This is a genomic window from Microbacterium sp. W4I20 (assembly GCF_030816505.1).
Taxonomy (GTDB): Bacteria; Actinomycetota; Actinomycetes; order Actinomycetales; family Microbacteriaceae; genus Microbacterium.
Genome location: NZ_JAUSYB010000001.1, coordinates 1,954,364 through 1,977,012 on the forward strand (window position 1 = coordinate 1,954,364; position 22,649 = coordinate 1,977,012).

Here is a 22,649-nt window from a genome sequence, read left to right on the forward strand (position 1 = left end):
CGATGACGGAGTTCGGCAAGTCGCTCACGGTGACCGAGACGCCCATCCCCGGCCTGCTGCTGGTCGACCTTCCCGTGCACGGCGACTCGCGCGGCTGGTTCAAAGAGAACTGGCAGCGCGAGAAGATGGTCGCCGCCGGACTCCCCGACTTCGGTCCGGTGCAGAACAACGTCTCGTTCAACGACGCGGTCGGCACGACCCGCGGCATCCACGCCGAACCCTGGGACAAGTGGGTGTCGGTGGCGACCGGCCGGATCTTCGGCGCCTGGGTCGACCTGCGGGCCGGCGAGTCATTCGGCGCGGTCTTCACGGCGGAGATCGACCCGTCACGCGCGATCCTGGTGCCCCGCGGCGTCGGCAACGCGTATCAGACGCTGGAGGCCGACACCGCGTACACCTACCTCGTGAACGACCACTGGTCGGCCGACGCGGAGTACTCGTTCCTCAACCTCGCCGACGAGGCCGCGGCGATCGCCTGGCCGATCCCGCTGTCCGAGGTCGAGATCTCCGCCAAAGACCTCGCGCATCCGCGCCTCGCCGACGTGACACCGATCGGGCCGCGCAAGACCCTGGTGATCGGCGCGGCCGGCCAGCTCGGGCTCGCCCTGCGCGAGGCCTGGGGCGACGCCGACCACATCGAGTACGCGACCCGCGAGACGTTCGATCTGCGTGCGGACCCGGCGGGCGCCCGCCGCTGGCGCGACTACGGCACCATCATCAACGCCGCCGCCTACACCGCGGTCGACCTCGCCGAGACGGCGGACGGCCGGGGCGATGCGTGGGCCGCGAATGTGACCGGCGTCGCAGCGCTCGCCCGAGTGGCCGCCGAGAACGGCATCACTCTCGTCCACGTGTCGAGCGACTACGTGTTCGACGGCACGAAGCAGGGGGCCTACTCGGAGGCCGACCCGGTGCGCCCGCTCGGCGTGTACGGGCAGACCAAGGCGGCCGGCGACGCGATCGTCGCCACGGTGCCACGGCACTACATCGTCCGCACCTCCTGGGTGATCGGCGAGGGCCGCAACTTCGTGCGCACCATGGCCTCCCTTGCCGAGCGCGGCATCGCGCCTCGCGTCGTCGGAGATCAGATCGGGCGCCTGACGTTCACGTCCGACCTCGCCTCGGCGATCCAGCACCTCGTGACGACGGCGGCGCCCTCCGGCGTGTACAACGTGACCGGTGCCGGCGAGGCGCAGTCGTGGGCCGACATCGCCCGTGCGGTGTACCGACTCACGGGCCACGACCCTGCGGCTGTCACCGATGTGACGACGGACGAGTACTTCGCCGGCCAGGAGGGTCCGATCGCCCCGCGCCCGCTCAACAGCGTGCTCGATCTCGGCCGGATCGAATCGACCGGCTGGACCCCGCGCGATGCGGGCGCCGCCCTCGCGGCGTACCTCTCGGCAGACGAGAGCTGAGCGACTAGAGCTCGCCCGGCTTCATCACCTCGACATCGATCGCGCGGATCACGCGCTGCGCGGCGGTGTCGACGGGCGGTTCGCCGACGGCGCCGTCGGACTTCCGCCGCCGCTCGGGCGCGTAGACCACGAGCGAGTGGAACAGGAACCGGGCGAAGAACGCGACGATCAGCGAGAGGGCCGTGGCCAGCACGCTGGAGATGTGCCAGGTCTCCACCATCAGCGCCATCACCGGGATGCGCAGGGCTGCCTCGACGTTGTTGAACGCGAACGACGTGGCGAAGCGGATGCCGAGCGCCCGGGCATCCGTCCGCATGTCGGCGAACACGAACCGCTCCTGCAGCAGGAAGTTGCCGATGATCGTGACCTCGGCGCCGATGATCGCCGCCCAGACGTAGGGGACGCCCGCCGCGGTCAGCGCCCACATGATGCCGAGGTTCGCCAGAGCCCCGATCACGCCGATCAGGGCGAACAGCGACATCTTGCCGAAGCGCAGCCGTGCGAGGTGCGCGAGGAACGTGGCTCCCTGCCGCATGCTCGCCTTGGAGCTGCCGTGTCGGCGCTCGCCGAACTCCATCGGCATCTCCGCGATGCGCAGGTCGGTGCGCGCCAGGATCTCGAGCAGGATCTTGAACCCCTGCGGCCGGAGCGCCGGCAGGTCGAGACGGCTCCGGTCGACGAGGAAGAACCCCGTCATCGGGTCGGTGCTTCGGGCGAGACGGATGGGGAACATCGCCCGGGTCAGCCAGGTCGCCGCGCGCGAGACGCCGAAGCGCACGGCCGTGCCGAGACCGCTGGTGTCGCCGCCGCCGACATACCGCGAGGCTGCGACGACGTCGGCATCGCCGACCGCGAACCGGTCGAGCAGGGCGGGGAGGAGCTCCGGCGGATGCTGCAGGTCGCCGTCCATCACGATGCAGACGTCGGATGCCGCGGCTTCCAGCCCGACGACCACGGCGCCGCCGAGGCCACCGGTGTTCTCAGTGCGATGCACCACGCGCACCGGGATCGGCGCGTCCGCGGCGACGCGAGCGATCTCGGCGGGAGTGTCATCGGTGCTGTCGTCGACGAACAGGATCTCGGCGTCGCGTCCGGCGAGGGCCGCGGCGGTGCGCGCGACGAGCTCGGCGACGTTTCCGCGCTCGTTGAAGGTCGGCACGATGACCGTGACGGCTGCCCCCACGTGCTCCCCCGCTTCTGCCTGCGCATGGTCTGCGGCATCCATCGTTTCACGGGTTCCTATGGGTGTGGAACACGTTGCTGCTACACTCGGAGATCGCGGCTGTGGGAGTCGCACGGCGGATGGGGATCCGCCTTCTGGGGAATTACTGATCTGGGGAGATCATGGGGACGCGTATCGGCTATGCCGTGGGTGCTTTCGACCTGTTTCACGTCGGGCATCTGAACCTTCTTCGTCACGCCAAGCAGCAGTGCGATGTTCTGATCGCCGGTGTCGTGAGCGACGAGATGCTCCGTCAGGTGAAGGGCATCGAGCCCGTCATCCCGACAGCGGAACGTGCGGAGATCGTCAAGCACATCTCGTTCGTCGACGACGTGTACGTCGAGACGACGCCGTCGAAGCTCGACTCGTGGCGAGACGTGCAGTTCACGCACTTCTTCAAGGGCGATGACTGGCGCGGCACCGAGAAGGGCCTGCGCCTCGAGCGCGAGTTCGCCGAGGTCGGCGTGGAGGTCGTGTACTTCCCGTACACCGCGCACACGTCGAGCTCGTCGCTGCGGCGAGCGCTCGACGCGATCACCGCCGGCGCGAACGCACCGACGCTCGCCCTGTCCCGCTGATCGACTCGCGCTGATCGGCCCGAACCGGTCAGCGCGAGTCGCTCAGTTCGCGACTCCGAGCAGGCTGCGCGCCATCCGCGCCACGTGCGGCGGGGTGTGCGGGCCGAGCCAGACCGTCCACTGTGCGGGAGGTTCGGTGCAGGTCCACTCCACGCACCAGGCGTGCACGGCGTTCGCCAGCCGCTCCCCCTTGGTGTGCGCGCGGGTCGCGTCTCCTCGCACCAGCCAGCGCACGGACACCCCGTCGGGAACGTCGATGTGCCGGAACTGGATCCGCGCGGCGGCCTCGAGCATGACGACGCCGGTCGCGTCCCAGGGGAGTCGGGCGGCGATGCCGGCGATGACGCCTGCGTCGGCCGCGTCACCGGCGATGAGCACGGCTCGGTCGATGTTCTCCCAGTCGGGATCATCCAGGTGCTCGCACGCGCTGCTCATGCAAGAAGTATAGGTAAGGCTAACCTTAGCAGCAACCCTGTGGCTCGGTTGCTTCACTTTTCTACCCCCTGATTCCGCGTCACGTCAACGCACTTGGCGCGATGACCTCCGGCCGTCACGGTGGACTCGTGAACACGTCACCGTCGCCGCGTACACGGCGCATCACTCGGTTCTCGAGCGCTGTGGCGGCCACCGCGCTGTGCGCCGCTTTGGCCGGGTGCGGGATCACCGTCCCCGCTGACCCGGGCGGAACCCTCGCTGCCGTCTCCGGCGGCACTCTGCGCGTCGGCACCTCTCCCGACGACGGCCTCGTGGGGATGACCGGCGGCGAGCCCTCCGGCAGCATCGTCGACCTCGTCGAGGACTTCGCCGACAGCATCGACGCCGAGACGGAGTGGACCGTCGACTCGGAGGAGACGCTGGTGACCATGCTCGAGGCGGGCGACCTCGACCTGATCGCCGGAGGGATCACTGCCGAGACCCCCTGGCTCGATCGGGCGGGCGTCAGCCGCGGCCATCCGGGGATCGACGGCGCGGACGGCCGCGAGATCGTGATGCTGGTCCCCCTGGGTGAGAACGCCTTCCTCTCCGAGCTCGAGACCTTCCTCGACGCGAAGGTCGGTCCCTGATGAAGACGAGACAGTTCGGGAGGACGACGCTCCCGCCGGAGCAGGAGAAGGCGACCCGCCGCGCCGTGCGCTGGGAGATCTTCACCATCGTCTACACCGCGATCACGATCGCCGTGATCGCGCTCGTGGTGGGCAACTCGCAGGCGATGCGAACCGCCTGGATCGAGGACATGCTCTCCCTCGTCCCGCAGTTCGCCTTCCTGATCGCGCTCCTCTTCGTCCGCAGACGACCGAACCGGAAGCACCCCTACGGCATGCACCGCGCGATGGGAGTGGGACACCTCGTGGCCGGAGTGGCCCTTCTCGCCGTCGGCCTCAACCTCGCGGTCGAGGCCGTCACCGGACTCATCGCCGCCGAGCATCCGACCATCGGCACGATCGTGCTGTGGGGCCACACGATCTGGCTCGGCTGGCTCATGGTCGCCGTGATGGCGGTCGTCATCATCGGCCCCGTGTTCTTCTACGGCCCCGCCAAGTCGAAACTCGCCCCGGTGCTCCACAACAAGCTGCTCTACGCCGACGCCGACATGGCGAAGGCGGACTGGCAGACCACGGTCGCCTCGATCGTCGGCGTGCTGGGTGTGGGGGTCGGTGCGTGGTGGCTCGACGGCGCAGCGGCCCTGTTCATCTCGCTCGGCATCATCTGGGACGGCTACCGCAACACCAAGGCCGCGATCGTCGACCTGATGGATCAGCGCGCCCGCACGTACGACAGCAAGAAGCCGCACCCGCTCGCCGCCGACATCGTCTCGTACCTGCGCGACCGGCCCTGGATCTCGGATGCCGCGGTGCGCATGCGCGATCAGGGTCAGGTCTTCCATATCGAGGCATTCGTGGTGCCGCGCAAGCGCAAGGTGTCGGTCCACGACCTGACCACGACCGCCGAGGGCGTGGCCGCACTCGACTGGAAGGTGCAGGACGTCGTCATCGTCCCCTCCGAGCGTCTGCCCGACGAAGCCGACACCGGACGCTGACCGGAGCCGACCCTTCCGTGCGGCTTTAGGCTGGATGCATGACTTCTCCTGCCTCAGACACGATCACGATGTTCGGCGCCGAGTGGTGCAGCGACTGCCGCCGCACCAAGAAGCAGCTCGATGAGCTGGGCGTCGAGTACACCTACGTCGACCTCGAGGCCGACCCCTCCGCCGCAGACGTCGCGAAAGAGATCTCGGGACGCATGAACATCCCGGTCGTGCTCTACCCCGACGCCTCGCACCATGTCGAGCCCTCGAACGCCGACGTCGAGACGAAGCTGCGGGAACTCGCGCTGATCTGACCCGCGCACGCCCTTCGTCTCGTCACTCCTCGGTTCCTGAGCGAGGAGCGAAGCGACGAGACGAAGGGCGCTCAGGAACCACGCCGATACACTGGCGCGATGAGCACTGAGGCTCGGCCCGAACGGGCATCCGTCCGCCTGTCCCCCCGAACGATCGTGCTGTACGCGATCGGCTCGCTCGGCACCGGTGGCTACGCCACCCTCCCCGGGCTGGTGCTGACGTACTTCCTCACCGACAACCTCGGCGTCGCCGCGCTCGCCGCCGGTCTCATCGTGACGTCGGCGAAGATCTGGGACGTCGTGATCGATCCGCTGATCGGTGCGGCGTCCGACCGTCAGCTCGCGCGCACCGGCTCCCGCCGCGGCTTCATGGTCACCGGCGCTCTCACGCTCCCGCTCTGCTTCGCCCTGACCTTCGCGGTGCCGCCGTCGTGGGGCCCCTTCGCGGGCGCGGCCTGCGTGCTGCTGGCGTTCCTCGCCACGGCGACCGCCTTCAGCCTCTTTCAGGTGCCCTACGTCGCGCTGCCCGCAGAGCTCACCGGCAGCTACGACGAGCGCACCCGGCTGCTGGGCTGGCGGGTCGTGGTGCTCACCGCCTCGATCCTGCTGTTCGGCGCCGGCGGCCCGGCGCTGCGCAAGGCCGGCCCCGACCCGGCGACGGGTTACCTGCTGATGGGCATCGCCGCAGGCCTCGTGATCGGCATCGGCATGCTCATCGCCGCGCGCACGGCGGGTGCGCCGGCAGCTGCGGCGAGCGCCGCGGGTCGCGCTTCGGCACCGGCATCCACGGATTCCGGATGGCGCGACCAGTACCTCTCCGGATTCCGGGCCCTGGGCCGCAGCCAGCCGTTCCGCGCGCTGCTGGGCACCTTCCTGCTGCAGGCACTCGCGACCGGCACGATGCTGGCCGGCGCGCAATACGTCGCGACCTGGGTGCTGCGGTCCGAGGACGCGGTGACCTTCGTCTTCGTGGCGCTCGTCGGGCCCGCCCTGCTCGCGACCCCGGCATGGACGGTCATCGCCCGGCGGCTCGGGAAGGAACGGGCGTTCGCGATCGCGAGCATCCTGTTCACGCTGGCCGCCGCATCCATCACCGCCGCGGTGTGGACGCCCGGCGTCTGGATCTACGCGTCCGTCGCGGTCGCCGGCATCGCCTACGCGGGATTGCAGTCACTGCCCATGGCGATGCTGCCCGACGTCATCTCGCACGACGAGCGCGTGAGCGGCACCGGCCAGGCCGGCACGTTCACCGGCATCTGGACCGCGGGTGAGACCGTCGGCTTCGCACTGGGGGCCACAGCGGTGTCGGTCACCCTCGCCGCGACCGGGTACATCTCGACGGTGGCCGGGGAGGCGGTGGAGCAACCGGATGCTGCCCTCACGGGCATCGTGCTCAGCTTCAGCATCCTTCCCGCCGTGCTCATGGCGGCGAGTCTCCTGACGCTCCGTCGCTACCGGCTGCGGCGCCACGACATCGACGTCGCGGTTCCCCTCGGCGCATAAGCTGGGATCCCGCCCGAAGGAGACGCCGATGACTTCTGCGACCACGCCCGACGCCCCGTCCGCCCCCGCGGAGAGCGCGCCGAAGACCGCGGCTCCCGAACTCGGGGAGGGTGAGCGGGAACGTCTCGATCTCGCGATCCAGGAGCTGCAGGTCGGCGCGGGCACGTGGTCGGCCTTCACGCTCGCCCAGCGGGTCACGCTGCTGCGGGCGGTGCGCACGAGCGTCGCCGCCGTCGCCGAGGACTGGGCGAACACGGCGTCGGCCTCGAAGGGACTCGACGAGCGGCATCCGCTCCGAGGCGAGGAGTGGCTGAGCGGGCCGTACAGCGTGCTGGGAGCTCTGGACGCCTACCTCGAGACGCTCTCCCGACTCGCGAAGGGCACGAATCCTCTCGACGGTGTCAAGATCGATCGGGCCCCGGGTGGCCGCACGCGCGTGCACGCCTTCCCGCTCACCGGCATCGACCGGTTCCTGCTCTCCGGCTACACGGGAGAGGTCTGGCTCGAGCCGGGGGTCACCCCGAACGCCGCGCGGGCCGCCGCGGGCCTCGCACAGCGCACGCCGGCCGACTCCCGGGGCGTCGGGCTCGTGCTCGGGGCCGGGAACATCACGTCGATCCCGGTGCTCGACGTGATGTACGAGCTGCTCGCGCACAACCGCACCGCTCTGCTCAAGGTCAACCCGACCCAGGATGCCCTCGTGCCGGTCTACAAGCGCGCGTTCGCCCCGCTGATCGGCGCGGGGCTCGTGCGGATCGTCCGCGGTGGCCCCGCGGTGGGCGAGTACCTCACGGGTCATGCCGACCTCGCGCACGTGCACATCACCGGCTCGGCCACGACGTTCGACGCGATCGTCTGGGGCCCGTCGAAGGGTCCGGGAGCCGCGGCCACCACTCGACGCCGGCGCGAGAACCGTCCGCGCCTGAAGAAGCCGATCACGGCCGAGCTCGGCGGCGTCTCACCGATCATCGTCGTACCAGGCAAGTGGACCGACGCCGACCTCACCTACCACGCAGAGCACGTCGTGACCATGCGGCTGCAGAACTCCGGCCACAACTGCATCGCCGGTCAGGCCGTCATCCTCTCGTCGGACTGGGATCAGGCCGATGCGTTCCGGGCGGCGCTCCGTCGGGCGTATGCGAGCGCACCCGAGCGGCCGATCTGGTACCCGGGCGCTCCCTCGCGCATGCACCTCGCGGCCGACGCCTACCCCGATGCGCTCGTGCTCGGCGATCGGCTCCTGGTCGAGATCGACGGCGACGACGACGCCTCCGCCCTGCAGAACACCGAGTACTTCGCCCCGGTGCTCGGCGTCGTCTCCGTTCCCGGCACCGACCAGGCCTTCCTCGACGCGGCCGTGGCCTACGCGAACGACGAGCTCCAGGGCACGCTCGGCGCGAACCTGCTGATCGATCCGGCGACGGAGAGGCAGTTCGGCGCAGGTTTCGAACGAGCGATCACCGACCTGCACTACGGGTCGATCGCGATCAACGGCTGGACGGCCTTCGGCTTCATCACCCCGACGCTCACGTGGGGCGCGTACCCGGGCAGCACGATCGCCGACGTCGGCAGCGGCATCGGCGTGGTGCACAACGCCCTGCTGCTCGACCGGGTCGAGCGCTCGGTGATCCGCGGACCGTTCCGACCGCTTCCGCGATCGCTGCCGGGGCTGAACGGCGGCGGTCGCATGACGATCCTGCCGAAGCCGCCGTGGTTCGTGTCCGCGCGCACCGGGGCGGCCGTCAGCGAAGGCCTCACCCGGTACCGCATCGACGGGAGCGTGCGGGGGCTGGTGAAGACGCTGCTCCGCGCGCTGCGCGCCTAGCCGCTCGGTATTACAGCTCGCCCCCGGAAACGGTCAGCGGCTCCGCACAGACGCCGAGTCCGTTCTGGAACCCCTCGGCGAACCACTTCGTACGCTGCTCGCTCCTCCCGTGCGTGAAGCTCTCCGGGTTGACGGTGCCGGATGACTGCTCCTGGATGTTGTCGTCACCGACCACGAACGCGGCGTTCAACGCATCTTCGATCTGCGTCTCGGTGGGCCGGTTCAGATACGGGTCGCCGTCGGCATCCTTCTCCTCACTGATCCGCCCGATCCAGGCGCCGGCGTAGCAATCGGCCTGCAGCTCGATGCGCACGCCGTTGCTGTCGGGACCGGTCCCGTTGTTCGGGTACTGGTCCATCACCCCGGTGATGTGCTGGATGTAGTGGCCCCACTCGTGACCGACGATGTAGAGCTGGGCGAGCTCGTTGGCGGATGCTCCGAACTGCTCCTGCATGAGCTGGAAGAAGGTGGGGTCGATGTACACCGTCTCATCGCCGGGGCAGAAGAACGGCCCCACGGCGTTGGATGCCGTGCCGCACGCCGTGTTCGTGGCGCCGTCGACCACGATCAGCTGCGGGGGGCTGTAGTTCTCGACCTCGTCGGACCAGAACGCGTCGAGCGCGACCTGCGCCCCGGCCATGCGGCAATCGACGTTCTCATTGGCGTCCTGCCCGGTCTTGCAGTCCTCGATCGCGGTCCCTCCCCCGGGTTCGCTGCCCCCTCCGGGAGCGGCGCCGCCGAGCAGACCGCTGAGGTCGATGCCCAGCAACGGGCCGGCGATCAGCGCGATGATGCCGAGCACGCCCACCACGCCGCCCCCTGCGATGGCGGTGTTGCGTCCGCGTCGACGCGTGGTGTTGGTCGAGAGATCGGCGTCGGGATTGAAGGTCATGCGACGAGGGTACTCCGCGCGACGGACGAGCGAACGGACGTAGGCTCGAAGACATGACGACGACGATCACCATCACGGGCGCGGGCGGGCAGATCGGCTACGCGCTGCTGTTCCGCATCGCGGCGGGAGACCTGCTCGGACCCGACGAGAAGGTGCGACTGCGGTTGCTCGAGATCCCGCAGGGACTCGGTGCGGCGGAGGGCGCGGCGCTCGAGCTGCAGGACGGCGCGTTCGGCCTGCTGGAGCACGTCGAGGTGACGGATGACGCGGCAGTGGGGTTCGACGGGACCGATCTGGCACTGCTGGTCGGGGCTCGACCGCGCGGACCGGGCATGGAGCGCGCCGACCTGCTCGCCGCCAACGCCGGGATCTTCGGGCCGCAGGGCGCGGCGATCGCCGCCAACGCGGCATCCGGCGTGCGCGTCACCGTGGTCGGGAACCCGGCCAACACCAATGCGCTGATCGCCTCGGCATCCGCCGACGGCGTGCCGCTCGAGCGGTTCACCGCGCTGACCCGCCTCGACGAGAACCGCGCGCGGGCGCAGCTCGCGCTGACACTCGGAATGCCGGTCGACACCGTGCGGCGCGTCCCGATCTGGGGCAACCACTCGGCGACGCAGTTCCCGGACATCTCCCACGCCACGGTGGGCGGCGAGCCGGTCGGCGAGGCGCTCACCCAGATCGTCGGCGACGTGCCCGAATGGCTCGACTCGACGTTCATCCCCCGCGTGGCGAAGCGCGGCGCCGAGATCATCGAGGTGCGCGGCTCATCGTCGGTGGCGTCCGCGGCGAGCGCGGCGATCGATCACGTGCGGGACTGGGTGCGCGGGACCGACGACTGGACCTCGGCCGGCGTGGTGTCGCACGGCGAGTACGGTGTGCCCGAGGGTCTGATCTCGTCGTTCCCCTTGCGTTCGGTCGATGGTGAGTGGCAGATCGTCGAGGGCCTGGAGCTGACCGACTGGGCGCGCGCGAAGGTCGACGCCTCCGTCGCCGAGCTCGTCGAGGAGCGCGAGGCGGTCCGTTCGCTCGGGATGTTGTGATCCGTCACCGGTGAGGCCTCCGGCAGGGCAGAATGGATGCCGGAGGCGCACCCATGAGCGACATGATCGAGTCCACGACGTCCGCGGCATCCGTCGATGTGACCCTGACGAGTCCCCTGCATCTGCCGCACCCGGCAGCGGAGTGCCCGAAGTGCTTCACCGAGCTGCAGGAGAACCGCGAATTCTGGACGGCGCGCCCCGAGGGCGCCCGGCTGGTCGGGCTCGTCGTCTCCCGGGAGGGAATGCCGTCGGTCGTCGAGCAGCGTGACGACCTCACGCGTTTCGGCGTGCCCATCGAGGGATTCCGGCATCCGGCGCCCGACATCCTGGAGAGCTGGAGCGAGCGGCTGGGCCGTCTGATCGCGACGCTCAACGTCGGTGACGTGCTGGTCGTCGCGAACATCAACGCCCTCGGCCGTGACGCCGACGAGGGCGCCCGCACGGCAGCGGAGCTGCGACGCCATGGGATCATCGTCAAGGTGCTGAGCCACGACGCGCGCCACCTCGCCGACGCGACCCGCTGAGCAGCCGAGTCACCGAGCAGCCGAGCCGCTGCGCAGCTGATACCTGGGCCACCGCCCTTCACGCACGAGAAAGCCGGCTGCCACCCCATCGGGGCGACAGCCGGCTCAGAAGTTCACCGCATCAGTGGCGACTGTGTCACCAGCGGTTCATGTTCTTGCTCTCGTTGGCCTGACCATCTGCCGAGTCCTGCGAGACCTGGCGGCCGATGTCGGTCAGCAGCGCCTTCATCTCGCTCAGCGCCGAGTTCCACTGCGCCTTCGCCTGGACGTAGGCCTCAGAGGCCGAACCCGTCCAGTTCGCCTGGAGCGGCTTGAGCGCGTTCTCCATGTCGTTGAGCTTGGTGTCGATGTTGTTCGCACCACGGACCAGGTCGGTACCTGCCGTGTCGACAGCACCGAACTGCATCTTGTAACCGTCGTTACCCATGTTCTCTATCCCTCCGATCTCAGCCGAGACGGCCCATGAACTTGTTCTGAGCCTGTGCCGACGAGTCGTCGGTCTGGGTGTAAGCAGACTGCGAGTCACGCAGGTTCTGCTCGAACGTGTCGAGCGCGTTCGTGATCTTGCGCGACTTCTCCTGCCACGCCTGGAACGTCTGCTGGAACGCGGCGGCCCCCGAGCCGGCCCATGACGCACCGATGCCGGAGAGCTGGCTCTGAATCGAGTTCAGCTCACCGATGATGTCCGTCTTCGAACTGCTGACGATGCTGGCACCTTGCTGCAGGGCACCATCCGCTGCAGAGACTTCTCCTGCCACGGTCCACCTCCTGGTCATAAGGGCTTGTTCGCCCCGATTGGTCAGCCCCCGAAGGGCCGTGACGCCGATGCCCGGCGACAACTATCACCTTACGGGTCTCGCGGCACGATGCCCATGGGTAGCTCTGCCCACCTGCGGCCAACCTGACCCGGAAGGCTAGAGATGAGAGGACGGCGCGTAGGCGAGCTGCAACGTCTGCACCCCGTGCTCACGCGTGATCAGCTTCGCCCGCCCCGGTACAGCCGGCGTCGCCTTGACGTTGCCGATCAGCGGGCCCTCGTCGGGGCTGCCCGACAACAGGATGCCGGGAGCCGCCAGATCGCGCAGCGTCTGCATCACCGGTTCGAACGTCGCACGCGAGGCCCCACCCGAACGACGTGCGAGCACGAGGTGCAGGCCGACATCGGTCGCCTGCGCGAGCAGCGGCTGGAGCACGGCGATCGGGTTGCCCGACTGTGTGTTCACGAGATCGTAGTCGTCAACCAGCACGTAGACCTCCGCACCCGACCACCAGGAGCGATCGCGGAGCTGCTGCGGCGTCACGTCGGGCCCGGGGAGCCGGCCGCGCAGGTACTGTGCGAGGCCGCCCAACTCCTCCGATGCCTGCTGCGCGGTGGTGAAGTAGCCGGCGAGATACTCGTCCGGGATCTCCGAGAGCAGCGCCCGCCGGTAATCGACCACGAAGATCTGCGCCGTCTTCGGAGAAGTCGTCCGCATGACCTCGCGTGCGAACGAGCGCAGGAAGCTCGACTTGCCGGACTGGCTGTCTCCGAACACGTACACGTGCGGGTTGCGACGCACGTCGAACGCCGTGGGAGCGAGCTCCGCCTCGTCGACGCCCAGCAGGACCTGGCCCTCGAGCGGCGTGCCGGCAGCGAGCTGCTGCAACCGGGGCAGCTCGAGCATCTCGGGCAGCAGACGAAGCTTCGGGCCGCGCGGACCCTTCCACGCCGCGTTCACCCGCTCGATCAGGTGCTCGACGCCCTCGCCGAGCGTGTCGGGGTCGCCGGACCCGTCCACGCGCGGCAATGCCGTGAGCATGTGGTGCTTCGAGGGTGCGAGACCGCGGCCCGGCCGACCGAGCGGCACGTTGACGGCCACCTTGCGGTCGATCTCCGAGTCGGTCGTGTCGCCGAGGCGCAGCTCGAGCTTCGAGCCGAAGGTGTCGCGGATCGCGGTGCGGAAGTCCATCCAGCGCGTCGTCGTCACGATCAGGTGCACGCCGAACGTCAGGGCCCGGCCGGCGAGCGCCTGGATCCCGAACTCCATCTCGTCGAACTCGGCGCGGATCGTGGGCCAGCCGTCGATGACCAGGAAGACATCGCCGTACCCGTCATCCGCCCGCCCCTGGGCGCGCAGGCGCCGGTATGTCTCGATGGAGTCGATGGAGTTCGCCGTGAAGTAGCGTTCCCGGGCGTTGACGATGCCGACGACCTCCTGGAACATGCGGCGAAGGACGTCGGGCTGGTTCCGGCCCGCGACCCCCGCGACGTGCGCCATCTTCCCGAACGGCACGAAGGTACCGCCGCCGAAGTCCATGACGTAGAACTGCACCTCCTGAGGCGTATGGGTCAGGGCGATGCCGGTGACCACGCTGCGCGCCAGCGTGCTCTTTCCGCTGCGCGCCCCGCCGACGATGGCGAGGTGGCCTCCCGCGCCCGTCAGGCTCATCACCAGGCTGTCGCGACGCTGCTCGAGCGGACGGTCGACGATGCCGAGCGGGATCGTCAGCGGCCCCTGCGTGCGCCAGCGCGGCGAGATCAGACCCAGCTGCGGATCCTCGACCAGGTCGCCGAGCAGCTCGTCGAACGTGGCGGGCACATCGAGCGGAGGGAGCCACACCTGGTGGGCCGGCATGCTCCGCCCCTTCATCAGTGACACGGCGATGTCGAACGTGACGCGCTTCTCGGGAGCCTCCCCGCCCCCCGAACCCAGAACGGGCGCCTGCTCCTCGGAGTTCTCCTGCACGAGCACGGGAGCTGCGGTGAAGGATCGCGCCTCGATCGCGCGGATAGGGAGTTCACTCCCCGGCGCCTCGGGCGTCGCCCCCGGCTTCCGCCGTCGCGTCTTCGGTGGTGCGGAGACGTAGGCGGCGCGGAACTGGGTGAGCGTCTCGGCATCCGACTTCAGGATGCCGTGGCCGCCGCCACCGGGAAGCGTGAACGCATCGGGGACGCCGATGACCGCACGCGAGTCGGCGCCGGAGAAGGTCTTCAGACCGATGCGATAGGACAGGTGGGAGTCGAGCCCCCGCAGCTTGCCCTCCTCGAGTCGCTGGGTCGACAGCAGCAGGTGCACATGCAGCGAACGGCCGAGGCGCCCGATCGCGACGAACAGCTCGGTGAAGTCCGGCTTCGCCGCGAGCAGCTCGGAGAACTCGTCGGCGACGATCAGCAGCGCGGGCAACGGCTTGAGATCGGTGCGACCGCCCTTGCGCGCGGTCTCGTAGTCGGTCACGTTCGCGAAGTTGCCGGCGTCGCGGAGCAGCTCCTGGCGACGCGTCATCTCGCCCTGGATGGCATCCTGCATCCTGTCGACGAGGGTGAGGTCGTCGCCGAGGTTCGTGATGACAGCGGACACATGCGGCATGTCGGCCATGCCCGCGAACGTCGCACCACCCTTGAAGTCGATGAGGACGAAGTTCAACGCCTCGGACGAGTGGCTCATCGCGAGCGACAGCACCAGGGTGCGCAGCACCTCGGACTTGCCCGAACCGGTGGCGCCGATCAGCATGCCGTGCGGACCCATGCCCTGCTGCGCGGACTCCTTGAGGTCGAGCAGCATCGGCTGTCCGGTGGAGGTGAGTCCGATGGGCACCCGCAGCCGGTCCCGGGCGGAGCGCGGCTTCCACGCCAGCTCCGGATCGAAGTCGCGCACGTCAGGCAGTGCCAGGAGATCGGTCAGCTCCGCGCTGATCGTGCGGACGCCACCGGCATCCTCGTCCTCGGCCGCCTCGCCCAGGCCGGTGAGCCGCCGGGCGACGGCCTCGGCCGAAGCGATACCGAGGAAGTCGGCGGACGCGGACACAGCGCCGACACCGCGACGAGCGACCGTGAGAGCCGTTCCCTTCTCTCCCTCGAGGATGAGCCGGATCGTGAGCGGATCGGTCAGCTGGTCCCACTCGCGAGGAATGTCCAGAACGGTCACGCCGTCGACCCCGCCCTCCTCGTTCAGGAGGTTCCCCGGAGGCAGCTCGACGCCGTCGGTGATCACCAGGACGTGCGGGACGGCCCCGCCGCCCCGGCCGCTCACCGGACCTCGCGAACGGATGTCGGCGATCAGGGGCTCGATCTCGGCCCAGGAAGAGGCGATCCGGCGAACGCCGCCGACGGCATCCGTTCTGCTCTCCGACTGCGCATGCGGCAGCCACTTGACCCATTCCCAGTACGGCAGATCCACGCCGGATGCGATGACCGCGACCTGCAGGTCCTCGGGGGCCGCGAACGTCACCAGCTGCGCGATCATCGCCCTGGCCAGCCCACGCCCGCGCACGGTGTCGCCGACGAGTTCGATGCGGGCGCAGGTGCCGATGTTCAGGCCGAAAGGCAGTTCAGGCACCTGGTCATGGGTGAGGACGAAGCGATGCGCCGCAGAGGCACTGACCGGGTCGAGCTGGGCGAGCGGCGGGATCGGGGCCTCGTCGAGCGCCATCACGAGCGGCTGCGTGGCCGTTCCCACCCGCGTCACCAGGAACTGCGGGTCGCCGACCGGTCGCTCCCAGACTCGGGAGCCCTCTTCGACGATGAAGGGCAGCGATTCCGGGGCCGGCAGCATCCACTCCTCGTAGCGGCGCTGCCGCGATGCCACCTCTCGCACAGCGTCTCGGGTCTCGGCGAGATACGCGAGGTACTCCCGACGCGTGTTCTCCACGTTGGTGGAATGCTGCGCCTTCTGCCGCCACATCTGTCCGCCCACCATGGACAGCGCCATGAACAGGAACAGCCCGCCCATGATGTAGGTGCGTGTCGCGTCGCCGCCCTGGGTCAGAGAGAGCACAGCGACGGACCCGAGGCTGCCCACCATCGGCAGCGCCATCATCAGGGTGTTCGAGGCACCCTCCGGCTTGGGGAGCTCCGGTGCCTGCTGCAGAGTGAGTTGGCCGCCGGCCGGGGGTTTCGGTGCACGGCGATTGCTGGTTGTGCTCACGGCTGGCCCTCCTCGAGTCGCCTACTATTGTGTCAGGACGCCGAGATGATCCGGTATCGTGCGAGAACTTCGAGGGGCGGGGGATGTCAGCGAAGACGATTCGCCTCACCGTCGCCGATGCGAACGGCCGCCACGACCTCGTCGTCGCCGCCGATTCGACCGTGTCCGAGCTCCTCGCCGTCGGTGGTGTGGACCTGCGCAGATACGTCAGCACGACCACCTCCGGCGCGGCGATCGATCTCGACAGCGCGGTGTCGGTCACCCCGGGCGATGGTGGCGTGATCTGGCTGTTCGATCGCACGGAGACGGATGCCGGTTCGCCATCGGGCACCGGCGCGAGGAAGGCCGCTCCGGTCATCCGCTCGCAGCGGAGCCCGTTGCTGCTCTCACTGCTCCTGCTGATCACCGCGATCCTCGTCCTCTGCGCAGTGATCACCCCGACTCCGATGATCGTGATCGTGTCGGCGGTGATGCTGCTGGCGGGGGCCGTGAGCATGCTCGCCCAGCCCGTCAGCGATTCCACGCTCTACGTGGCGTACATCGCACCGTTCCTCGGCGGCGCGGCAGGCGCCGTCGCACTCGCGGGCTTCCGTGACCCGGGAGGCATGATCGCGGCCGGCATGGTGGTGGGCGCCACCATCGCCTGCGTCCGCCACGCGCAGGCGCAGGTGGAGGGGCCGATCCTGCGGGCGACGACCGCGGTCATCGCCGCGCTCTGGTCGGTGTTCGCGGTCGTCGAAGCCGCCGCGTTCATCGCCGAGGTGCCGGCGGCGACGATGACGGCCGTGCACATCGCCTGTGCCGTCCCCCTCTTCCACTACATGCGCGCGGCCGCGCTCGACGTCGATGCCCATGAGCTGATCGACACTCCCTTCGTCATCCGCGACGCGCAGGGTCTGCGCCACGAGACACCGCTCGCTCCGTCTCCCGTGCACGCCGATGCAGCCGCCAGTCAGTATCTCGTCGCGCGACGTCGCTCCGAGGCGGGCATCGTCGCCGCCTGCGCGCTCGCCCTGCTGTCTGCGCTGTACGCGGTGCCGACCGCGACAGGACAGACGGTGGAGGCCTGGTGCGTGCTCGGTGGGGCTCTGGGCGCCGGATGCTACTTCCTGCTCACCTCCCGGACACTGCGCAACGGGCTCTCCCGCGCCGCTGCCCTGGTCACCGGAACGCTCATCGCGTCGCTCGCGGCTGCTGTCCTCGTCGTCTCTTTCCAGCTCAGCGGATTGCTGGTCGCGTTGGCGTTCGTGCTCGCCGGAATCATCGTCGGATGCATGACCGTGCCGTTCGCTCGCGATTGGCGTTCACTGGGCTGGTCGCGCACCGGCGACATCGTCGAAGGCATCCTGCTCGCCCTGGCTCCGGCAGCGCTGCTGTACGGATCCGGGATCGCCGGACAGATAGTGGAGGTCTTCTCATGACCATCTCCCCTCCCGCAGCACTGCGATCGCAGACAAGATCGGCCACCGCGCGCGTGGCACGGACGGTCGGCGCCCCTGCGGGGGCAGGACAGCGCGCCGGGGCGTACCTGATCGACCTGGTCATCGTCGCGGCCGTCGCCGCGGCTGTCTGGTTCGCGAGCGGCTCGCTCGTGCTGGTCGCGGTCACGGTGATCGAGCTGTGGGCGATCGGCTGGGTGTGGGAGGGCCACACCGGCGCGACACCGGGAAACCTGATCTGCGGCATCCGCACGGTCCAGCGCGACGCGGATGTGAGCGTCGGCGCGCGCCGGCTGTTCTTCCGCAGCCTGGTGCTGGGCCTCTCGCACGTCATCCCCGTGCTGCTGCCGGTGGGGCTCAGCGCGTCGGGGCTGCTCGATGGCCTTGCCGGCGCGAGGATGATCGACGTCCGCAAGACGCGGCAGTCGGCCTCGAGCGGCGCCGGACGCGTGCTCGATCTGGAGGCACGGGTGGTGGGCGCGGGTTCGACGACGAGCATCGTCGCCGACGAGCCGGGTGTCATCAGCCAGACACCGCTCACCCCCGCGCCGGCACCCATCACCCAGGCACCCGCGCTCGCATCTGCTCCTGCGCCTGCGGCGCCTGTGCCTGTGGCGCCGCACGTCGAGGCCGGGACCGTCCCCGTGTTCGTGCTCTCCGACGGCACGGTCATCCAGGCGACGGGCCTGGGCTTCATCGGCCGAGCCCCGCGCGCGCCCGAGTCGATCCCCGATGCGATCCTCATACGGGTGCCGGATGGCACGCGGTCGTTGTCACGTACGCACGCCGCGTTCGGAGTGGAGGAGGGACAGCTCTGGGTGCAGGACCTCGGTTCAGCCAACGGCGCGTCCGTGCGTCACGTCGATGGCAGCATCACCGCACTCTCGCCGCACGTTCCCAGCTTCCTGACCCCCGGCGATGTCCTCGTGCTCGACAGCGATGCCGAGCTCGCGTTCCGCCACGTGGTCGCCCGCGGGGCCCGACCGGCAGCCGCGCCGCCGGTCGCCGCACCGTCCGAGATCCCGGCTCCTGCTGCCTCGAGCGCGCCCGCGGAGAGCCCGCGACCGGCGCCGGTCCCCGCGCAGGCTTCGGTACCGGAGCCTGCACCCGCTCCCGCTCCCGCACCCGCAGCCGCACCCGCACCCGCACCCGCACCCGCACCCGCACCCGCACCCGCGACAGTCGTCGCTCTGCAGTTCAAGGACGGCACGACCGTGCCCATCCTCGGTGTCGGATACATCGGGCGTGCTCCTCGCCTGCCCGACGGGGAACGCGCGGATGCCGCCCTGATCCCCGTCCCCGACGGGGACCGCTCCGTCTCGCGGACGCACGGACGCTTCGGCATCGTCGACGGACAGGCCTGGTTCGAGGATCTCGGTTCCGGGAACGGTTCCTCACTGCGAACCGCAGACGGCCGCTCCGGCCCGATGACCCCGCATCAGCGATTCGGCCTCATCCCCGGCACGGTGCTGCAGCTCGGCGAATGCGTGATCCGCGTCGTCGCCGCCTGATCGAGGCACGGACTTCCGCTCGAGACGCACAGGAAAGCCGCTCACGCGCAGGCGGGTGAGCGGCTTGTCTCTGGAACCGGGGTTACCAGCCGGTGTCTTCCTGCCCCTCGGACGTCGAACGTCCTGCAGCACCCGCCGCACCGATGTCGGGCGCGGCCTCGTCGTCGGAGGGCTCGACCTCGAACGCCATCAGGTCCTGTCCGCGACGACGGTTCCGCTTGTCACCGCGTCCGCCCGCACCGCCACCGGCCGCAGCGCCACCCATCATGGCACCGCCACGGCCGCCGTTCGCGGCACCCGGCTGGGCGACGACACCGGATGCTCCGGCTCCGCCCATGCCGCCCGTGCCGCCCACGCCGCCGGCTCCGGTGAGCAGACCCGCGCCGCCGCTGAGGCGGTTGGCAAGGGCCGCACCACCCGCGAGACCTGCGCCGCCCGCGACGCCGCCGAGGCCACCGCTGACCGATCCGGCGCCGCCACCGCCTGTCGTTCCTCCGGGGAAGTTGCCGGTACCGCCGGGGCCACCCGTGCCCACGCCGGGAACCTCACCGACGATGGTGCCGTCGATGTTCGGCTTCTCCGGCTCCTCGGGCCGGGGGAACGGCGGCTCCTCGATCCAGGGCGGATCGACCTGCGGCGGGTGGTAGATGATCGGCGGCCGCACGATCGTGCCGCCATCATCATCGTCGTCGCCATTACCGTTGCCGTTGCCGTTCCCGTTTCCGTTCCCGTCGACAGTGCCCGATCCGCCACCGCCGTCGGTGCCGCCACCGTTCACTCCGGGGTTGTTGATCGGAGGGTTACCGCCGTTGCCGTCATCCCCCGTCGGCTCCTTCGGGGGCTCGGGCTCGTCGTAGTCGGTCTTCGGCATCCCGTCGATGATCTCCTGGAGGCGCTGATCCAGTGCGGCCGCGAGCTTGCGGGCCTCCTCCTCCTGGGCCAGCTCCGCCTGCTCCGCGTAGTACTGCTGAGCCGCGGCCGGCGTCATGGTGACGCCTGGCGACACCTGGACGGGACTGTCGGTCTTCGCCGCCATGTCGAGGGTGTTCTGCTGCTCTGTGGAGAGCCCCGTCGGCGGGAGGCCCTTCGTGCCGGCTGCGGTGGACTGCAGCGCATCATCAGCCTCGCCGATGGCCTTGTTGAGCGCGATCTGATACTCACCGAAACGCTCGAGGTCCTTGCGGATCTTGATCAGCGCTTCTGCCACCGTCGTGCCGAATTTGCCGTCGAAGGCCTCGGTGCGAGCAGCCTTCTGCACGCTCGTCGCGACCGTGTCGACGGCCTCGGTGGCAGCGGCGCGCTGGATGGACTGCGTGCCTCGCACGATTCCTACACTGAAGTCGGTCCGGTTGATCTGCAGCCGGCCGAGTCGCTCGACGTTGTGTCCCATGGTGTCTCCCCTCAGACCGCGATCGACTTGTTGGAGCGGCCCACGGCTTTGTGGAGCAGGTTCTGGTAGGAGGCCTTCTGATCAGCGTCGAGCTGATTCGTCTCCTGGATGGCCTTGTCGAGGTTCACGAACGCCGTGTTCAGTTCCAGCTGGATCGAATCGAGCCACTTGATCGCCGACTGGTATCGAGTACTCAGCTCGGTGGCGAGATCGACGGATTTGCCGTCAGCGGTCCAGAGGGACGTGGTCTGCCCTTCGGCCAGGTGCTCCAGGGTCGCCCGAGACTTCACCAGAGTGTCGTACGCCTCTTGGACCAGGTCGATCTGAGTCTGGGCCGTATCCTCGTCCATCCCGAAGTCTGGAATCATCATGATTGTTGCGCTCCCCTCCGACGATGCTGCGCATGACGATGATAGCTCGGGTGGTCGCTCGTTCTCCATGGGGAGAGCTCCCCATGGAACGAGCGAAGCAGACTACGGCTGAGGACTGGGGTCGGACGCCTGAGGGTCACACGTGAGCACCGCGTTGCCGATCGCCTTCTCCGCAGTCTCCCGCTCGGCCTCGGGCGGATCGCCGCCCGCCATGATGAGGCGAAGAGCGTCATCCGACAGCTCGGAGTCATACAGGTACTGCCCCACACACGGATAGAACTCCGGCATGTCGTCGTACGTGGTGATGCCTCCGGCCCGGATCGTCGCGGCGAACCCCTCGGCGATCTCCTCAGGGGACGGGCGACTGTCGCTCTCGCCCGTGGGCGGGTCGGACGGCTCGGCGGACGTCGAAGGCGGGGCGTTCGTGGCAGGAGCCGTGTCGATCGGGCTGGGCAGATTCGCCACCAGCGACACGACGAGCACGATGGCTCCGATCACACCGCCGACGACCGACACGATCATGCCGACGATCGACGGCCACTTCGGCGCGTTCTTCTTGAACAGTCCGATCAGAGAGACGACGAACCCGGCCAGCAGCACCACCATGCCCAGGCCGAAGACTGCCGGGATGCATGCCAGAACCGTGCCCAGCACGGCCAGGCCCAGCCCCACGAAACCCAGGACCGGCGAAGGCCGAGAGGTCGCGGCAGGGGCCGAGGTCACCGGGGCGGACGCCGCGGGGGCCGGCGCTTCCGCCGCGGGCTGCGCGGAACCCGCGCCCTGGACGGGAGCGTAGTCATCCGTCCACTGCGCACCATCCCACCAGCGCTGACGCCCTGAACCGTCGTCGTACCACCCAGCCGGCATACTCATCCGCGCACCCTCCTCGTCGCCTCAGTCCGCATCACGCGAACACCCATCCTACGATGGAGGATCAGACGACTGCGGAACTCTCCGGAACGAAAGCATCGAGCAGCTCGAGGTCGTCAGGCGTCACGATGCGCGCCCCCACGGCATGCTCGACCAGGCGCGAACGGACCGAGTCCGGGATCCCTCCCGCGGCATCCCGCTCGACGCCACGCACGCCGTGCCGCGCGAACTTGTCGCAGAGACTGCCGACACGGCGCTCGAGCTTTCCCAGGGGCCAGCCCAGCCGGCCGGCGACCTCGTCCATCGCCGGCAGACGCACGGAACCCTCCGCCGCGAACCGGAGCATCGGCTCCGACAGGGCAGTCAGCAGGATCCTCTGCACGGGTGACAGGAGTCCGGCGACGTCGCCGTCGGCCGCCGTCGCCGTCCACGGCGTCGACACCTGGTAGAACGGAGCCTCAGCGAGGAGTTCGATCTCGTACGTGGTCGGCCCCGCGGTGAACATCACTGTCGTCGCGGGGAAGACCAGCGGCGTCGATTCCCCCGGGGCGAGCAAGGACTGCGCCATCCCGCCCGCCGAGGCGACGGACGCGGTCAGCCGCGAACCCACATTGCTCAGCCACCAGATGCCCTCGCGCTGATCGAGTTCGAGAAAGCGCCGGTGCACGTACTGGTTGTCATCCATCGCCAGATCGGCGCCCCGGCCGATCACGAAGGTCGACCCGGCCGGAATGCGTTGCCTCCGGCCGCCGAAATCGAGGTCGAGTGCAAGACCGCTCGCGCCCCCGAGGCCCTCCGGTCCTCCGAGATCCCCCATGC

At 69.4% G+C, this 22,649-nt stretch carries 21 protein-coding genes; 11 read left to right on the forward strand and 10 right to left on the reverse strand.

Features of this window, described 5'->3' with window-relative positions; genetic code table 11:
* Positions 1-2: 2 nt before the first annotated feature.
* Positions 3-1,418, forward strand: a complete 1,416-nt coding sequence (locus QFZ21_RS09510) for a bifunctional dTDP-4-dehydrorhamnose 3,5-epimerase family protein/NAD(P)-dependent oxidoreductase (protein ID WP_307381268.1) — start codon at positions 3-5, stop codon at positions 1,416-1,418.
* 4 nt (positions 1,419-1,422) lie between these two features.
* On the opposite strand, the gene QFZ21_RS09515 is transcribed toward QFZ21_RS09510, so the two are convergent.
* Positions 1,423-2,643 (reverse strand): glycosyltransferase, encoded by a 1,221-nt coding sequence (locus QFZ21_RS09515; protein ID WP_307377133.1) that lies wholly within the window; start codon positions 2,641-2,643, stop codon positions 1,423-1,425.
* A 119-nt stretch (positions 2,644-2,762) separates the two neighbouring features.
* Here QFZ21_RS09515 and QFZ21_RS09520 point away from each other — a divergent pair, with 119 nt between their 5' ends.
* Positions 2,763-3,218 (forward strand): adenylyltransferase/cytidyltransferase family protein, encoded by a 456-nt coding sequence (locus tag QFZ21_RS09520; protein WP_307377135.1) that lies wholly within the window; start codon positions 2,763-2,765, stop codon positions 3,216-3,218.
* A 42-nt stretch (positions 3,219-3,260) separates the two neighbouring features.
* Here the strand turns inward: QFZ21_RS09520 and QFZ21_RS09525 are convergent, their stop codons facing one another.
* A complete protein-coding gene (locus tag QFZ21_RS09525) occupies positions 3,261-3,653 on the reverse strand; it encodes an SIP domain-containing protein (RefSeq protein WP_307377137.1) in 393 nt (130 codons plus the stop codon).
* Positions 3,654-3,781: 128 nt separating this feature from the next.
* Between QFZ21_RS09525 and QFZ21_RS09530 the strand changes: the two genes are divergently transcribed.
* The 5 genes from QFZ21_RS09530 to QFZ21_RS09550 all read left to right on the forward strand — a co-directional run bounded on the left by QFZ21_RS09530 (position 3,782) and on the right by QFZ21_RS09550 (position 8,886).
* Positions 3,782-4,282, forward strand: coding sequence for a transporter substrate-binding domain-containing protein (locus QFZ21_RS09530; protein ID WP_307377139.1), 501 nt, complete (start codon positions 3,782-3,784; stop codon positions 4,280-4,282).
* Positions 4,282-5,256: a cation diffusion facilitator family transporter gene (locus tag QFZ21_RS09535; RefSeq protein ID WP_307377141.1), complete on the forward strand. Its 975-nt coding sequence runs from the start codon at positions 4,282-4,284 to the stop codon at positions 5,254-5,256. The genes QFZ21_RS09530 and QFZ21_RS09535 overlap by 1 nt, the downstream gene beginning before the upstream one ends.
* A 38-nt stretch (positions 5,257-5,294) precedes the next feature.
* Complete coding sequence (locus QFZ21_RS09540) at positions 5,295-5,558, forward strand: glutaredoxin domain-containing protein (RefSeq protein WP_307377143.1); 264 nt, start codon at positions 5,295-5,297, stop codon at positions 5,556-5,558.
* A 99-nt stretch (positions 5,559-5,657) separates the two neighbouring features.
* Positions 5,658-7,061, forward strand: a complete 1,404-nt coding sequence (locus QFZ21_RS09545; protein ID WP_307377144.1) for an MFS transporter — start codon at positions 5,658-5,660, stop codon at positions 7,059-7,061.
* A 28-nt stretch (positions 7,062-7,089) separates the two neighbouring features.
* Entirely contained in the window at positions 7,090-8,886 is a 1,797-nt protein-coding gene (locus tag QFZ21_RS09550; RefSeq protein ID WP_307377146.1) for an aldehyde dehydrogenase family protein, read from the forward strand.
* 10 nt (positions 8,887-8,896) lie between these two features.
* Here the strand turns inward: QFZ21_RS09550 and QFZ21_RS09555 are convergent, their stop codons facing one another.
* Positions 8,897-9,778, reverse strand: a complete 882-nt coding sequence (locus QFZ21_RS09555) for a neutral zinc metallopeptidase (protein WP_307377148.1) — start codon at positions 9,776-9,778, stop codon at positions 8,897-8,899.
* Positions 9,779-9,831: 53 nt separating this feature from the next.
* On the opposite strand from QFZ21_RS09555, the gene QFZ21_RS09560 reads away from it, so the two are divergent.
* A complete protein-coding gene (locus tag QFZ21_RS09560; protein WP_307377151.1) occupies positions 9,832-10,821 on the forward strand; it encodes a malate dehydrogenase in 990 nt (329 codons plus the stop codon).
* 53 nt (positions 10,822-10,874) lie between these two features.
* Complete coding sequence (locus QFZ21_RS09565; protein WP_307377154.1) at positions 10,875-11,345, forward strand: dehydrogenase; 471 nt, start codon at positions 10,875-10,877, stop codon at positions 11,343-11,345.
* A gap of 136 nt (positions 11,346-11,481) precedes the next feature.
* On the opposite strand, the gene QFZ21_RS09570 is transcribed toward QFZ21_RS09565, so the two are convergent.
* From QFZ21_RS09570 to eccCa, 3 genes are all read right to left on the reverse strand, one after another.
* The gene (locus QFZ21_RS09570) at positions 11,482-11,772 is read right to left on the reverse strand and encodes a WXG100 family type VII secretion target (RefSeq protein ID WP_307377156.1); all 291 of its coding nucleotides are present in this window, start codon (positions 11,770-11,772) and stop codon (positions 11,482-11,484) included.
* Between the two features lie 19 nt (positions 11,773-11,791).
* Positions 11,792-12,103, reverse strand: coding sequence for a WXG100 family type VII secretion target (locus QFZ21_RS09575; protein WP_307377161.1), 312 nt, complete (start codon positions 12,101-12,103; stop codon positions 11,792-11,794).
* A gap of 156 nt (positions 12,104-12,259) precedes the next feature.
* The gene (gene eccCa, locus QFZ21_RS09580) at positions 12,260-16,249 is read right to left on the reverse strand and encodes a type VII secretion protein EccCa (protein WP_307377163.1); all 3,990 of its coding nucleotides are present in this window, start codon (positions 16,247-16,249) and stop codon (positions 12,260-12,262) included.
* An 83-nt stretch (positions 16,250-16,332) separates the two neighbouring features.
* On the opposite strand from eccCa, the gene QFZ21_RS09585 reads away from it, so the two are divergent.
* On the forward strand, positions 16,333-17,670 hold the full coding sequence (locus QFZ21_RS09585) for a hypothetical protein (protein ID WP_307377165.1): 1,338 nt from the start codon (positions 16,333-16,335) through the stop codon (positions 17,668-17,670).
* Positions 17,667-19,199, forward strand: coding sequence for an RDD family protein (locus tag QFZ21_RS09590; RefSeq protein ID WP_307377169.1), 1,533 nt, complete (start codon positions 17,667-17,669; stop codon positions 19,197-19,199). The genes QFZ21_RS09585 and QFZ21_RS09590 overlap by 4 nt, the downstream gene beginning before the upstream one ends.
* A gap of 82 nt (positions 19,200-19,281) precedes the next feature.
* Here QFZ21_RS09590 and QFZ21_RS09595 read toward each other — a convergent pair whose 3' ends face one another.
* From QFZ21_RS09595 to QFZ21_RS09610, 4 genes are all read right to left on the reverse strand, one after another.
* On the reverse strand, positions 19,282-20,589 hold the full coding sequence (locus QFZ21_RS09595) for a hypothetical protein (RefSeq protein ID WP_307377172.1): 1,308 nt from the start codon (positions 20,587-20,589) through the stop codon (positions 19,282-19,284).
* A gap of 11 nt (positions 20,590-20,600) precedes the next feature.
* The gene (locus QFZ21_RS09600) at positions 20,601-20,939 is read right to left on the reverse strand and encodes a hypothetical protein (protein WP_307377176.1); all 339 of its coding nucleotides are present in this window, start codon (positions 20,937-20,939) and stop codon (positions 20,601-20,603) included.
* 123 nt (positions 20,940-21,062) lie between these two features.
* Entirely contained in the window at positions 21,063-21,833 is a 771-nt protein-coding gene (locus QFZ21_RS09605) for a DUF2510 domain-containing protein (protein ID WP_307377178.1), read from the reverse strand.
* A 61-nt stretch (positions 21,834-21,894) separates the two neighbouring features.
* Positions 21,895-22,647: a hypothetical protein gene (locus tag QFZ21_RS09610; RefSeq protein ID WP_307377181.1), complete on the reverse strand. Its 753-nt coding sequence runs from the start codon at positions 22,645-22,647 to the stop codon at positions 21,895-21,897.
* Positions 22,648-22,649 lie beyond the last annotated feature (2 nt).